14 protein-coding genes and 1 tRNA gene are annotated in these 14,729 nt (G+C 65.1%); 14 read left to right on the forward strand and 1 reads right to left on the reverse strand.

Features of this window, described 5'->3' with window-relative positions:
• Positions 1–87: 87 nt before the first annotated feature.
• Positions 88–160: transfer RNA gene (locus tag BI49514_RS04460), tRNA-Asn, on the reverse strand.
• A gap of 87 nt (positions 161–247) precedes the next feature.
• Here BI49514_RS04460 and smc point away from each other — a divergent pair.
• From smc to BI49514_RS04530, 14 genes are all read left to right on the forward strand, one after another.
• Positions 248–3,787 (forward strand): chromosome segregation protein SMC, encoded by a 3,540-nt coding sequence (gene smc, locus BI49514_RS04465; protein ID WP_101544700.1) that lies wholly within the window; start codon positions 248–250, stop codon positions 3,785–3,787.
• Positions 3,788–4,025: 238 nt separating this feature from the next.
• Positions 4,026–4,427, forward strand: a complete 402-nt coding sequence (locus BI49514_RS04470) for a hypothetical protein (protein WP_101544614.1) — start codon at positions 4,026–4,028, stop codon at positions 4,425–4,427.
• 160 nt (positions 4,428–4,587) lie between these two features.
• Positions 4,588–5,730: a signal recognition particle-docking protein FtsY gene (gene ftsY / locus BI49514_RS04475; protein WP_101544616.1), complete on the forward strand. Its 1,143-nt coding sequence runs from the start codon at positions 4,588–4,590 to the stop codon at positions 5,728–5,730.
• 209 nt (positions 5,731–5,939) lie between these two features.
• Positions 5,940–7,160, forward strand: coding sequence for an ammonium transporter (locus BI49514_RS04480; RefSeq protein ID WP_101544617.1), 1,221 nt, complete (start codon positions 5,940–5,942; stop codon positions 7,158–7,160).
• Positions 7,161–7,468: 308 nt separating this feature from the next.
• Positions 7,469–9,079 carry a signal recognition particle protein gene (gene ffh / locus BI49514_RS04485; protein ID WP_101544619.1) on the forward strand — a complete coding sequence of 537 codons (1,611 nt, stop codon included), beginning with the start codon at positions 7,469–7,471 and terminating at the stop codon, positions 9,077–9,079.
• A 157-nt stretch (positions 9,080–9,236) separates the two neighbouring features.
• Positions 9,237–9,680, forward strand: a complete 444-nt coding sequence (rpsP, locus tag BI49514_RS04490) for a 30S ribosomal protein S16 (RefSeq protein ID WP_101544621.1) — start codon at positions 9,237–9,239, stop codon at positions 9,678–9,680.
• A 1-nt stretch (position 9,681) separates the two neighbouring features.
• Positions 9,682–9,912: an RNA-binding protein gene (locus BI49514_RS04495; protein ID WP_039210974.1), complete on the forward strand. Its 231-nt coding sequence runs from the start codon at positions 9,682–9,684 to the stop codon at positions 9,910–9,912.
• 180 nt (positions 9,913–10,092) lie between these two features.
• Positions 10,093–10,593, forward strand: a complete 501-nt coding sequence (rimM, locus tag BI49514_RS04500) for a ribosome maturation factor RimM (RefSeq protein ID WP_101544622.1) — start codon at positions 10,093–10,095, stop codon at positions 10,591–10,593.
• A gap of 101 nt (positions 10,594–10,694) precedes the next feature.
• Positions 10,695–11,513 (forward strand): tRNA (guanosine(37)-N1)-methyltransferase TrmD, encoded by an 819-nt coding sequence (trmD, locus tag BI49514_RS04505; protein WP_101544702.1) that lies wholly within the window; start codon positions 10,695–10,697, stop codon positions 11,511–11,513.
• Between the two features lie 173 nt (positions 11,514–11,686).
• Positions 11,687–12,028, forward strand: a complete 342-nt coding sequence (rplS, locus tag BI49514_RS04510; RefSeq protein WP_025777317.1) for a 50S ribosomal protein L19 — start codon at positions 11,687–11,689, stop codon at positions 12,026–12,028.
• A 31-nt stretch (positions 12,029–12,059) separates the two neighbouring features.
• The gene (gene lepB / locus BI49514_RS04515; protein ID WP_101544623.1) at positions 12,060–12,683 is read left to right on the forward strand and encodes a signal peptidase I; all 624 of its coding nucleotides are present in this window, start codon (positions 12,060–12,062) and stop codon (positions 12,681–12,683) included.
• A 105-nt stretch (positions 12,684–12,788) separates the two neighbouring features.
• Entirely contained in the window at positions 12,789–13,496 is a 708-nt protein-coding gene (gene lepB, locus BI49514_RS04520; RefSeq protein ID WP_101544625.1) for a signal peptidase I, read from the forward strand.
• Positions 13,496–14,308 (forward strand): ribonuclease HII, encoded by an 813-nt coding sequence (locus tag BI49514_RS04525; RefSeq protein WP_101544626.1) that lies wholly within the window; start codon positions 13,496–13,498, stop codon positions 14,306–14,308. Before lepB (BI49514_RS04520) ends, BI49514_RS04525 begins: the two co-directional genes overlap by 1 nt.
• Positions 14,305–14,622, forward strand: a complete 318-nt coding sequence (locus tag BI49514_RS04530; RefSeq protein WP_025777313.1) for a DUF2469 domain-containing protein — start codon at positions 14,305–14,307, stop codon at positions 14,620–14,622. The genes BI49514_RS04525 and BI49514_RS04530 overlap by 4 nt, the downstream gene beginning before the upstream one ends.
• Positions 14,623–14,729: the final 107 nt, after the last annotated feature.

The following is a 14,729-nucleotide window of genomic DNA, read 5'->3' on the forward strand; positions in this document are numbered from 1 at the left end:
CCGCCTCGGCGTTCCTTCCTTGACGGGACTGCATCGGACAAGTGGTACAAGCAAAGGCCCTGTCGGTCACGACAGGGCCTTTCCCAGCTCCCCCGGCTGGGCTCGAACCAGCGACCCTTCGATTAACAGTCGAATGCTCTGCCAACTGAGCTACGGAGGAAAACGGCGCAGTCGTCTGCGCACGAGGAGAAACTCTACCAAAAGATTCGGGATCTCGCCGCCGCCTGCGGATATGCTGGTGCTCAATATGCATCTCAAAAGCCTGACACTGCGGGGATTCAAGTCCTTCGCCTCGGCGACGACCCTTCGATTCGAGCCGGGAATCACCTGCGTCGTCGGACCCAACGGCTCGGGCAAGTCCAACGTCGTCGACGCCCTGTCCTGGGTGATGGGCGAGCAGGGTGCGAAGAATCTGCGCGGCGGAAAGATGGACGACGTCATCTTCGCCGGAACCTCGAAACGTCAGGCTCTGGGACGCGCCGAGGTGACTCTGACCATCGACAACACCGACGGAGCCATCCCCGTCGACTACACCGAGGTGACGATCTCGCGGACGCTGTTCCGCACCGGCGGATCCGAGTACGCCGTCAACGGGGCACCGGCGAGGCTGCTCGACATCCAAGAGCTGCTCAACGACTCGGGCCTGGGCAAGGAGATGCACGTCATCGTCGGTCAGGGCCGCCTCGACGCGATCCTCCATGCCGACCCGCTGGAGAGGCGCAGCTTCATCGAAGAGGCCGCCGGGGTGCTCAAGCACCGGCGCCGCAAGGACAAAGCGGTCCGCAAACTCACCGGACTGCAGACGAACCTCGACCGGCTCACCGATCTGCGCACCGAACTCAACAGGCAGTTAGGGCCCTTGGGACGGCAGGCCGAAGCCGCCGCGAAGGCAGCGATCGTGCAGGCGACGCTGCGTGACGCCACCGCCAGGCTGCTCGCCGACGATGCCGTGCGGATGCAGTCCTCCTTGGCCTCGACGAGCGAGGGCGAAGACCACAGCGACCGCATCGCCGAACTCGACCACCGCCGCACCCGCGCCGAGGCGCGCCTGTCGGAGATCGAAGCTCGGCTGTCCGAACTCGACAGCGAACTCGAAGTCCAACGCACCGCCGAATCGCGGACACAGACACAAGTCGTGCGCGCTCAGGGGCTGAGCCAGCGTGCCGCGGACAAGCGCTCCCACCTGCTCTCGGAGGTCAACAGCCTGGGGCAGAGGGAAGCGAAGTCACCCGAAGAGCTGCGCGCCCAGGCCGAACGCAACCGCTCCGAACTCACCGACGCCGAGGCGGCCGTGACCGAGAAGACGACCGCACTCGAAGCCAGCCAGCAGCGGAAGGAAGAGCTCACCCGAGCCCTGCGCACCGCCGAGGACGAGGTCAAGGCCGCACAGATCGCCATCACCGAAGCGGTGAAGAACCGCTCGGCGCTGCAGTCGAAGCAGACGCAGGCGGCCGAGCGGATCACCGACCTCAAGTCCCGGATCGAAGCCAACCGCGCGGAGATCGACACCGTCACGGCCCGCATCGCCGAGCGTGAGAGGGAACTCGAATCGGCCGAGACCGGTGTCGAGGACGTCGAAGCCGGTGAGACCGAACTCGACTCCGCCTACGAGGCGGCGCAGGAGAGCCTCGAGAAGCTGGAGACCGAACGCACTGAGCTGCAGGAGCAGCGGGCGCAGGTCGCGTCCGAACTGTCATCGGCGAAGGCCCGCGCGGAAGCCCTGGCGTTGGGCACCGCCCTGGAAGCCGACCTCGAAGACATCCTCAATGCGGACCTGCCGGGAGTGCGCACCGCTGTGACCGAACGGCTGAGCGTCGACCACGGGTTCGAGATGGCCGCGGCCGCGGCCCTGTCGACGACGGTCTCCGGTGTCATCGTCGATGACAGCGCAGCGGCGCTGGCAGTGCTCGACCACCTCGGCGAGGACACGAACGTGTCACTGACGATCCCCGCCGGGGTCGAACCAGCGGCCGGGAAAGGCGGTGGGAGTGTCCTTGACGCTCTGCCGGAGCTGCCTGCGTCAGAAGGCCTGCGATGGCTCTCCGACGTCGTCGACAGCGACGTCCCCGAACTGCGCGCTCTGTTGGCCCGGGCCCTGCACGGTGTCGTCTGCGTCCCCGATGCGCGCACCGGAATCGACATGACCGCGGCGCGGCCCGAACTCACCGCCGTCACCGTCCACGGTGAGGTGCTCACCGCGACCCGCATCAGCCGGGCCCGCACCGCCTCGGGCACACGGCTGGCCTCACAGACCGCGCTCGAGGACACACATTCCCTCATTGCCGATCTTGACGACCGTGCAGGGAAGCTCGACGTTTCCTTGAGGGAACTCGAACCGCGCTTGACCGCGGCACGTGAGGAATCAGCCGCAGCCCTCGACGCTCTCCACTCCTCGGATGCGAAGATCATGGCCGCGGCCGAAGAGGTCTCGCGCATCACCGGTGAGATCGGTGTGGCTCGCACTCGCCTGCAGCGCGCGCAGGAGAATGCGACCGAACTCGAATCCCGCCTCGCCGCCGCCGAACGTGACTCTCAGTCGGCCGCGGCAGCGCTGGCCGGAGCCGCTGAGGTCGACGAAGTCGTCGACACCTCCCGACGGGATGAACTGAGCGCTCAGGTGTCGCAATCGTCCGAGGACCTCGTCGAGGCGCGGATCAGTCACCGCTCGGCTGCCGACCGGGCCCGGTTCTTGAGCGACCGGGTCGACTCTCTTCTGCGGGCGGCCAAGGCCGAAGAGGCAGCACGGGAGCAGACGCAGCGCACGATCGCGAGGAAAAAGCGCGCGGCCGCCTCGGTGTTGCTCATCCTAGAGACCGCGGCCGAAGCCGCGGAGCTGGCCGCCTCCACGGTGGCCGAGCTCGGTGAGGCGATCCAGGTCCTCGTCGACGAACGCGGCGGTCTGCGCGAGGAGAAGGGCCACCTCGGCGAGGAATTGGGATCGACGCGAACCCAGCTGCAGAAGCTCAAGGACGCCGCGGCCGAAGCCGAACTGGCGAAGGAACGATTCAGACTTCGGCTCGAGGAGATCGCGCACCGATCGGAAGAGGAGACGGGGCTGGGAATCGACCGTCTCATCGACGAATTCGGGCCGCATCTGCCCGTTCCGTCGTTCGAGGAGGACGTCGAGGACCGGCCGTATGTGCGCGCCGAGGTGGAGAAGCGGCAGAAGCAGGCGGCGTCGCAGCTCAAGCGCATCGGCACGGTCAATCCGCTCGCGCTCGAGGAGTATGAGGCGCTGAAGGAACGGCATCAGTTCCTCGAGAAGCAGATCGCGGACATCGAATCCTCCCGCAAGGACCTCATGCAGCTCGTCGACGAGGTCGACCGGCACGTCGAACGCGTCTTCGCCGAAGCCTATGCGGATACGGCGCGGGAGTTCGAAGACATCTTCTCCCGTCTCTTCCCCGGCGGTGAGGGCGCACTGAGCCTGACCGATCCGAACGATATGCTCACCACCGGCGTCGACGTGCACGCCCGCCCGGCCGGCAAGAAGGTCAAACGTCTGTCTCTGCTCTCCGGAGGGGAACGGTCGCTGGTTGCCGTGGCCATGCTGGTCGCGATCTTCAAGGCCCGGCCGAGCCCGTTCTACGTCATGGACGAGGTCGAAGCGGCCCTCGACGATCTCAACCTCTCGCGCCTGCTCACGGTGTTCAAGGAGCTGCAGGATTCCTCGCAGCTCATCGTCATCACCCACCAGAAGCGGACGATGGAGATCGCCGACGCCCTCTACGGAGTGACGATGCACGGCGACGGGGTGTCGAAAGTCATATCGCAGCGGATTCCGTGATCGGCAGTCCGCTCTTCGGCCGGCGCGCCCGAGGTGGCAGGCCCGCCGCTGGGGCACAAGGCCGTTTGACGGTGATGCCCAGGACAGTCCCAGGGAATTTTGCAACTGCCGCACGGCGGGCGAGCACAATAGTCGTGGCCGGGGACTATAGACTTGGGCCGAGACACAGGTATTCGAAGAACGTGAGGAGCGGGACGTCCATGGCCGAGGCTGCTGTACTGCGAGGTGGCTCGAGGGCATGAATTCGGTACTTGTCATCATAGTCGGACTCGCGATCTCCTTCGCCCTGGCATTCGTCGTCGTCCTTCTCGTGGCTCTGCCCGGCCTGCGCGCCGAAGGACGCCTGCGATACTCCTCCGACGTGCAGCGATTCCGTCTGCCGCCCGAGTGGACCGGCTACGACGACGAAGTCCACGAATTCTTCGGCCATGATGACGGCACCTCGCACCTAGCGACCAGGGAACAGGCGGCGGTGACCGCGATCCGCGATCACTCCTATGTGCTCCGGCCGCAGCCCCGACGCCATGCCGCGCCCTCGCTCATCACGGTCCGCCCGCGCACCCGCCACTGGAAGATCCCCGAGTCGGGAACAGGGTGGAAGACCACCGCCGGGCTGCTCTTCGGCAGCCGCGGATCCTGACCTGAGACCTATGCGGCCTCGAGTGGTCGAGGCCCGCGACAATGGAGACCGCGCCGACTGATTCCGGCGCGCTCACCGACACACTGACACCACCGGAAGAGTCTGGGAACTCGAGTGCCGGCGGCCCGAACGGCGGCACTCAAAGGAGGACGGAAGAACCATGGATCAGCCGATCATCTTGCTCATCGTCGCGGCGATCGTGTTCGCTCTCGTCGTCGGCGTGGGCATCTCGCTGCGCGTCAACGCGCGCAAGAAGGGCCTCGATGACAGGCGCGGCATCGATGCGGAGGTCACCGGTGAGCTGAGCATCGATGACGTCGCCGAGGCGGTCGAGAAGGACAAAGCCGAAGCGCGCGGTTCCGAGGTCCCCACCGAACCGGCCAGCCGCCTCGTCCGCCTGCGTGAGCGCCTGGCGAAGTCGAACAGCGGGCTCGGGCGCGGACTGCTCAACCTCCTCTCCCGTGACAATCTCGACGAGTCCGCCTGGGAGGAGATCGAGGATACGCTCATCCTCGCCGACGTCGGCGTCGAACCGACGACCGAGCTCGTCGACCGCCTGCGCGAACGCGTCAAGGTGCTCGGCACCCGGGATCCCGAAGAGGTCCGCGGGCTGCTGCGCGAAGAGCTCATCAAACTCGTCGATCCGACGATGGACCGCTCGCTCGCCGATACCGGCAAGGACGGCGACCCCTCGGTCATCCTCGTCGTCGGGGTCAACGGTGCCGGGAAGACGACGACGGTTGGCAAGATCGCCCGCGTGCTCGTCGCTGAGGACAAGTCCGTGCTGCTCGGCGCCGCGGACACCTTCCGCGCCGCCGCGGCCGAACAGCTGTCCACATGGGGTGAACGTGTCGGCGTCGAAACCGTGCGCAAGGAAGAGGGCGCCGATCCCGCCTCGGTGGCCTACTCAGCCGTCGAGAAGGGACAGGCCGACGGTTCCGACGTCGTCCTCATCGACACCGCCGGACGTCTGCAGAACAAACGCGGACTCATGGACGAACTCGGCAAGGTCAAACGAGTGGCCACCCGACCGCTGGGGGAGGGCCACGAGATCGACGAGGTGCTCCTCGTCCTCGATGCGACCACCGGTCAGAACGGCATGCAGCAGGCGAAGGTCTTCGCCGAGGCGGTCGACATCACCGGGATCGTGCTCACCAAGCTCGACGGCACAGCGAAGGGCGGAATCGTCGTTGCCGTCCAGCGTGAACTCGGGGTGCCGGTCAAACTCATCGGCCTCGGCGAAGGTGCCGACGACCTGGCGCCATTCACCGCCGAAGGGTTCGTCGACGCCCTGCTCGACTGAGGGCTGATTGAACGCTCAGCAGTCCCGACGGCATTGTCGCGCAACTGATCCCGCGCATTCTTCGAGCCTGGTCTCACCCGCATATTCGCAGGGTGAGACGAGGCTCGTCACATTCCGGAAACATTGACGACTCACCACTGTGACATGCGTCATGCAGACTGTGTCTGCCCGGTTCGATTCGGAACCGGCCGAGACACGAAAGAGACGACATGGAACTCGATGCAGTGAATGTATGGATGATGGTCGCCGCGGGGTTGGTGCTGCTCATGACCCCCGGGGTGGCGTTCTTCTACGGAGGAATGACGCGGATCACCTCGGCGATCAATATGATGATGATGGTCTTCTCCGCGATGGCCGTCGGTGGACTCGTCTGGGTCCTCTTCGGCTACGGACTGAGCTCCGGTGACTCGATCGCCGGAATCGTCGGCAACCCGCTGTCCGAACTCGGACTCACCGGCTCGGTCGCGAACGACCCGGCCTCGCTGATCTCCATCGGCTATGGTTCGACGTTCGCGATGATCGCGATCGCCCTCATCGCCGGCGCGGTCGCCGACCGGGCGAAGTTCTCCACCTGGCTGGTCTTCTCCGCCGCGTGGGTGACCCTCGTGTACTGCCCCCTGGCGTTCATGGTCTGGGGAGACGGACTGCTCAGCGAATCCGGTGCGATCGGCAGTCTGTTCGGGCCGGCCATCGACTTCGCCGGAGGCACGGTCGTCCACATCAATGCCGGCATCTCCGCCCTCGTGCTCGTCGTCGTCATGGGTCGTCGCGCCCGCTTCTCGACCCCGCACAAGCCGCACAACATCCCGATCACCGTGCTCGGGGCTGCGCTGCTGTGGTTCGGCTGGTTCGGGTTCAACGGCGGTGCCGCCACCACCATCGAACAGGGCGGACTCATCTGGATCAACACGCTGGCAGCACCTGCTGCCGGCATGATCACCTGGATCATGATCGAACGCCTGCGGGCCTCGCGACCGAGCAGCATCGGCAGCGTCTCGGGAGCGATCGCCGGCCTCGTCGCGATCACCCCGGCGTGTGCGAACGTCGATCCCTATGCGGCCATCCTCATCGGAATCGCGGCAGGCGCCGGTGCGATCTTCGCCGTCGAAGCGAAGAACCGTCTGCGCTATGACGATGCGCTCGATGTCGTGGCCGTCCACCTCGTCGCCGGAATCATCGGCACCGTGATGATCGGGTTCTTCGCCTTCCCGAACGAAAACGGACCGGCCGGCCTCTTCTACGGAGGCGGACTCGAACTCCTCGTTGCACAGGTGCTCGCCTGTCTCGTGGCCATCGTCTTCGCCGGTCTCGTCACGCTCGCGATCTCCCTGGTCCTGCGCTCGACGATGGGGCTGCGGATCGACCCGCGGGAGGAACTCGAGGGAATCGACACCTTCGAACACGCCGAGCAGGCCTACTCGTTCCGGTGACCCCAACAGACGCCCGTCCAGGCGGCCGGTGGGTCTCGCCGGCCGCGTGAACGGGGGAGAGTGCGACGTCGTGCTCATTGATCGCCTCGGCAGGGTGGAAGCAGACCACCCCGCCGAGGCGATCGGCCGTTCCGCGCGCAGGTGAAGCATTTGTGCCGCCTCGGCGTTCGGCAATTGACGAATACGGGAAGGCCGGCGCCACCTCGGCGAGGGTTCACGGGGCATTGTCAGCACTCTTGGTTTCAGCCCGGCACGGGTGAGTTGCTAGTCTAGAGAGTCGACCACACCATCGTGAAGAAGGCTCGTACGTGTTTAACTCTCTGTCCGACAGGCTCACCGCGACTTTCAAGAATCTGCGCGGGAAGGGCCGGCTGTCCGAAGCCGACGTCGATGCCACCATTCGTGAGATCAGACGTGCCCTGCTCGACGCCGACGTCGCCCTGCCTGTCGTGCGTGCCTTCACCGGCCGGATCCGCGAGCGGGCGCTGTCCGAGGAGGTCTCGGGCGCACTCAATCCCGGCCAGCAGGTCGTCAAGATCGTCAACGACGAACTCGTCGGCATCCTCGGCGGTCAGACCCGTCGACTCAACTTCGCCAAGCGTCCGCCGACGGTCATCATGCTCGCCGGCCTCCAGGGTGCCGGTAAGACCACCCTGGCCGGAAAGCTCGCACACTGGCTGAAGTCCGAGGGCCATCGGCCGATGCTCGTCGCGGCCGACCTGCAGCGTCCCAATGCCGTCAACCAGCTCCAGATCGTCGGCGAGCGTGCCGGTGCCGTGGTCTACGCCCCGGAACCGGGCAATGGCGTCGGTGATCCGATCCAGGTCGCCACCGACTCGATCGAGGTTGCGAAGTCCAAACTCCACGACGTCGTCATCGTCGATACGGCCGGCCGCCTCGGCATCGACGAGGAGCTTATGCAGCAGGCCGCGGACATCCGCAGCGCGGTCAACCCCGACGAAGTCCTCTTCGTGATCGACGCGATGATCGGTCAGGACGCGGTGAAGACCGCCGAGGCGTTCCTTGCGGGCGTCGACTTCACCGGCGTCGTGCTCTCGAAGCTCGACGGCGACTCCCGCGGTGGTGCCGCGCTGTCCGTCGCCGAGGTGACCGGAAAGCCGATCATGTTCGCCTCGACGGGCGAATCGATGAAGGACTTCGAGCAGTTCCATCCGGACCGGATGGCCGACCGGATCCTCGACATGGGCGACATCATGACGCTCATCGAGCAGGCCGAGAAGAACTTCGACGAAAAAGAGACCGAGAAGCTCAAGAAGAAGGTCGAATCCGGCGAGGACTTCGACCTCAACGATTTCCTCACGCAGATGGCGGGCCTGAAGAAGATGGGCTCGATGAAGAAGATGCTGGGCATGATGCCCGGCATGAGCCAGTACAAGGAGCAGCTGGCGAACTTCGACGAGCGTGAGGTCGACCGGGTCGAAGCGATTGTGAGATCGATGACACCTCAGGAGCGCTCCAACCCGAAGATCCTCAACGGGTCCCGCCGTGCCCGCATCGCCAAGGGCGCCGGCACCACGGTCACCGCGGTCAACCAGCTCATGGAGCGCTTCACCCAAGCGCAGAAGATGATGCGGTCGATGACCCGCGGCGGCGGAATGCCCGGAATGCCCGGTGGCGGAGGTATGCCGCAGATGCCCGGGATGGGCGGAATGCCTGGTGCCGCCGGTGGTAAGAAGAAGAAACCCGCAGGGAAGAAGAAGGGGCGCAAGGGCGGTCAGTCGGGCAACCCGGCCAAGCGTGCGCAGGAGGCGCAGGCGCTGGCGGACAAGAAGGCGGGCAAGACCCAGGACCCGGTCGGCTCGGCCTTCGGCGGAGTCGATCTGGGCAAGGACGAGGAATTCGATCCGGCCAACCTGCCCAAGGGCTTCGGCGGAATCTTCCCAGGTGGCAAGAAGTAGAGCCTTCTGGCACAATTGACTCTTGTACTTTTGCTCTCGGTCCGGGCCCTCTCATCCGCGCCGAAGTGATAGTCCGAGCCGCGGCTTCCAGCAGATCAACCCCACGATTCTTCTGGTACAGCTGTGCACACAGAACACAAAAGGAGACACCACTAAAGTGGCAGTCAAAATTCGTCTGACCCGCATGGGCAAGATCCGTGCACCCTTCTACCGCGTCGTCGTCGCTGACTCGAAGACTCGTCGTGACGGTAAGGCCATCGAACAGATCGGCATCTACCACCCGACCCGTGAGCCTTCGGTCATCGAGATCGATTCCGAGCGCGCGCAGTACTGGCTCGGCGTCGGCGCACAGCCGAGCGACCAGGTCAAGGCTCTGCTCAGGCTCACCGGCGACTGGCAGAAGTTCAAGGGCGAAGGTGAAGCGGTCAACACCGTGAAGCCGCAGCCTGAGAAGGAAGCCTACGTGGCCCCGAACGCCGAATCGGTGATCAAGGAAGCCATCACCCAGAAGGGCGGCAAGTCCGCTGAAGCTGCCGAGGCTCCGGCCGAGGAAGCAGCCGAAGCCGCACCTGAGGCCGCTGAAGAAAGCGCTGAAGCCTGAGATGTTGCCTGATTCGCTCGAACATCTGGTTCGCGGAATCGTCGATCATCCCGACGACGTCTCCGTTCGTTCGCGTTCTTCGCAGCGCGGCACGACCCTCGAGGTCCGGGTTCACCCCGAAGACCTCGGCCGGGTCATCGGCCGTGCAGGCAGGACCGCCAAGGCCCTGCGCACCGTGATGAACTCGCTGGCCGGCCGTGAGTCGGTGCGAGTGGACCTCATCGAGGCGTAATTCCAACATCCGAGAGGGGATGCAGTGCACGTGCGCTGCATCCCCTCTCATGCATTCACTTAACCGTCGCCGACTACACTGGTGCCTGAGCACGGCGGCCCGCCGTACGACCGCAGAAGCGCAGTCACCTCAGTGCAGGGCCCGCCGAACAGACAGCGACAGCAGACTTCGAGGAGCAGTATGGACACGGTGATCGCCCGGCTGGGCAAGCCGCACGGAATCAAGGGCGAGTTCACCGTCGAGGTGCGCACCGACCGACCCGAGGACCGGCTCAATCCAGGGGCGACCTTCGCCACGGATCCCGATATCGGAGAGCTGACGCTGAAGTCGGCGAGGTGGCACCGCGATCGCCTGCTCCTGGCATTCAATGAGGTCCCCGACCGCAACCGCGCCGAGGAGATCCGCAACACCCTCATCCTCGCCGAGGCGGATGAGGACGAAGACGAAACCGACGCCTGGTACCTCGATGACCTCATCGGCCTCAAGGTCTATGCGAATGACGCCCTCTTCGGCGAGATCGTCGACGTCACGAACGGGTCCGCCCAGGATCTGCTCCACATGAAACACACCGCCGGTCACGTTGTGCTCATCCCCTTCGTCACCGAGATCGTGCCCGATGTCGACATCGACTCAGGCCTCGTCACCGTCACCCCGCCCGCCGGCCTCTTCGACGCCGAATGAGCGAACCGTTCCCGATGAATGGCAGCGACACCCCCGCCGAGGCTACCGGAGCGAGCCCAGAGACCCAGGGTGCGACCCGCGCAGAGGCGGTCGGACCGCAGATGTCGATCGATGTCGTGTCGATCTTCCCCGAATATCTCGCCGGACTGCAGCTTTCGCTCATCGGCAAGGCCGTCGATCGTGGTCAGCTGAGCCTCGCCGTCCACGACCTGCGGGACTTCACCTTCGACCGGCACAACACAGTCGATGACTCGCCCTATGGCGGGGGAGCGGGAATGGTCATGAAGGCTGAACCCTGGGCGCTGGCTCTCGAGCACATCCTCGCGGAACGCGGCAGCGCTGCGGTGGGCGAAGGTGCGGACGGTGCTCGGACCGCCGGTCGGGCAGCCGGAGGCAAGCCGACGCTCATCGTGCCCAGCCCTGCCGGGCAGGTGTTCGACCAGCGCATCGCCGAGGATCTCGCCGCCCGCGACCACCTCGTCTTCGCCTGCGGACGCTACGAAGGAATCGACCAGCGCGTCATCGATTGGGCCGGGGAGCACTTCGACCTGCTGCCCATGAGCATCGGCGACTACGTCCTCAACGGCGGTGAAGTCGCCTCGATGGCGATGATCGAAGCGGTCAGCCGCCTCATCCCCGGCGTCATCGGAAACCCCGAATCGCTGACCGAGGAGAGCCACGAAGACGGACTGCTCGAATACCCGATCTATACGAAGCCGGCGTCCTGGCGCGGACGCGAAGTGCCCGAGATCCTGCTCAGCGGCAACCACGCCGCGATCGCCAGGTGGCGACGTGACCGACGTCTCGAACGCACCGCGGATGTCAGACCGGATCTGCTCGAGAAGCTCGATGACCTAAGCAAAGACGACCTGGCGGCGCTCGAGCGGTTTGAGTCTGAGCGCTCAACCGTGACAGAATAGAGCGTCGCGTTTGTTGGCACTCACCTGCTTCAGGGGGATGAGTGCCCACGGTGGCCCGTCGCATCGAATCGGCGGGTCGACGGGGAGAGATCCCGACAGACGATCCAGTTACCGGAACACCGGTCCGATATGCGTGTCCTCGACCTGAAGCAGAGGCCACAGGAGATACCACAATGCAGAAGCTCGATGTTGTAGATGCAGCCTCGCTGAAGTCTGACGTTCCCGAATTCCGTCCGGGCGACACCCTCAACGTTCACGTCAAGGTGATCGAAGGTTCCCGCTCGCGTATCCAGGTCTTCAAGGGAATCGTCATCCGTCGCCAGGGCGACGGCGTTCGCGAGACCTTCACCGTCCGTAAGATCAGCTTCGGCGTCGGTGTGGAGCGTACCTTCCCGGTGCACTCGCCCAACGTCGACAAGATCGAGGTCCTCACCCGCGGCGCCGTGCGTCGTGCGAAGCTGTACTACCTGCGCGAACTGCGCGGCAAGGCTGCTCGCATCCGCGAAAAGGCCTGATTTGCCCGGCACTGTGGGAGATGATCACACGGTGCCGAACAGACATGAAGACGCGACCTTCGGGTCGCGTCTTCTGTCTTCGGCACGGTTCTGGAAGGCGATCGCGGCGATCGCCGTCATCATCATCGTCCTCGGTGGATCGATCCGCGGATTCGTCATCCAGCGCTTCACCATTCCGAGTGCCTCGATGGAGCCGACGCTCAAGGTCGATGATTCGATCACGGTGTGGCGCCCGGACGCCCTGCGCGGAGACCTCCAACGCGGAGACATCGTCGTCTTCGACGGCCGCGGATCGTTCGTCGACGATGCGCTGCCCACTCCTCTGCAGAAGATCGGTTCCTGGGCCGGACTCGGCCCTCGGGACGTCTACTACGTCAAACGCGTCATCGCCGTCGGCGGTGACAGCCTCGAATGCTGCGACGCGAAGGGCCGTCTGCTGCTCAACGGCAAGCCTCTGAGCGAAGACTATGCGCCGACCCCCGCCTCGGCGGTGGAATTCTCCATCGAAGTCCCCGAGGGCACGATGTGGGTGATGGGAGACAACCGCAACGACTCCGCCGACTCCAGGTCGCTGCTGGGACGGCCCGGTGGGGGATTCATCCCCACCGACCGGATCATCGGCCCCGTGATCGGGCACGGCTCCTCGATCGACTGAGCGTTCGCACGGAACTGCACTGCGGCTGAGTGTGCGGCGAGAGTCGTGCTGATACGCTCGGTTCAGTCCACAGCCGCAGTCCTGTTCCGATGTGAAAGCGAACGAATGACAAGCGAATCCGAAGCTTCCCCGCCGCCCGCCTCGAAACGGTTCGCGCGCGGTCTGCTGGAGACCCTGGCGATCATCGTCGTCGCCCTGCTCATCTCGACGGCCCTGAAGACGTGGGTCGTCCGTTCTTTCTACATCCCGTCCGAATCCATGATGACCACTCTCCAGGTCGATGACCGGGTGCTCGTCAACCAGCTGGCTCACCGCTTCGGACCCGCCGACCGCGGCGACATCATCGTCTTCGACGACCCGGACCATTGGCTCTCGGCCGCCGAGACCGCCGAATACACGCCCAACCCGGTCCTCGAATTCATCGGCTTGGCCCCCGCGGACTCGGGCAATCAGCTGATCAAACGGGTCATCGGGGTCGGCGGCGACACGATCAGATGCTGTGACGCCGAAGGACGCCTGCTGGTCAACGGCGAATTGATCGACGAAACCTATCTCGATGAGGGCACCGCTCCCTCGGAGGTCGAGTTCGAAGTCACCGTGCCCGAAGGCCATTACTGGGTGATGGGCGACAACCGCAGCAACTCCGCCGACTCGAGGTACCACATGGACACCGACCCGTTCGTGTCCGAAGACGACGTCGTCGGCACCGTGTTCCTCATCAACTGGCCGTTCAAGCACTTCAGCTGGGTCTCCACACCCGACAAGGTCTTCGCGGACGTACCGGACACCGCCGAGGGACTCAGCGGGAACTGATGGCCGCACGTGGACTGACCGACCTCAGCGTCGAACGGGAACTGCTGAGCGAGGGATTCGACTACGTCATCGGCGTCGACGAGGTGGGCCGTGGTGCCCTGGCCGGGCCCGTCAGCGTCGGTGTCGCCCTGTTCGATCTGCGCACTCTCACCGCCGCCGAGGTGCCCGCCGGCATCCATGATTCGAAGCAGCTGAGTGCGCAGTCGAGGCAAGAGGCCACCGACCGCGTGCGGTCGTGGGCGACCGCCGCGGCGGTGGGATCGACGACGCCTGCCGAACTCGACGAGGTGGGGATGACGATGGCGCTCAACCTCGCCGGACGTCGCGGCATGATCTCGATGCTGCGCGAATGGGCGGACGCTCGTTCCGACGGGCACGGTTCGGGAGGCTCCGAAAGGAACGGTTCGGGACGTGACGATATCAACGCAGCGGCCGCCTCTGCGAGGGATTTCCCGGGCCGGACGATGGTGCTCCTCGATGGTCGACACGATTGGCTGTCGGCCCCACTCACCCTCGATTGCCTGGGGATATTCGGTGACTGTGTCGACCTCGAACTGCCGCCTGTGCGCACCGTGATCAAGGGGGACGGCTCCGTTCCGGCGATCGCGGCGGCGAGCATAGTGGCGAAAGTGGCACGCGACGAGACGATGATCGCACTCGCGGAGGCCCATCCGCACTATGGTTGGGAATCGAACGTGGGATACGGGACGGTGAAGCACCGACAGGGCATCACCGAACTCGGACCCTGCATCCACCACCGGAGAAGCTTCCGCCTGACCGCGGACTCGGGAGCGAAGGAGGGTCTGTCATGAGCGCCGATGATCTTGACGATTACGAAGCACAACTCGAGCTTGCGCTGTACAAGGAATACCGGGACGTCGTGGGTCTCTTCGCCTATGTCGTCGAGACCGAGCGCCGGTTCTACCTCGCCAACCACGTCGACCTCAAGGCTCACAACGATGCCGGCGACGTGTACTTCGAACTCACCCTGCGCGACGCGTGGGTGTGGGACAGCTACCGGTCGGCGCGGTTCATCAAGACCGTGCACGTGCTGACGTTCAAGGACGTCAACATCGAAGAGATCGCGAAGTCCGATCTCGAACCGCCGACGGCGATCCGCGGCTGATACGGGGCACCGGGGCCACCGGCGAACCCTGGGCCCACTCACTCATGCACCGACTGCTGTGGACGAGGCACTGACTCGAACGTAGAACCCCTGTGGATGAGTGAGCC

This window comes from Brevibacterium iodinum ATCC 49514 (assembly GCF_900169265.1).
In the GTDB taxonomy this organism is placed as follows: domain Bacteria; phylum Actinomycetota; class Actinomycetes; order Actinomycetales; family Brevibacteriaceae; genus Brevibacterium; species Brevibacterium iodinum.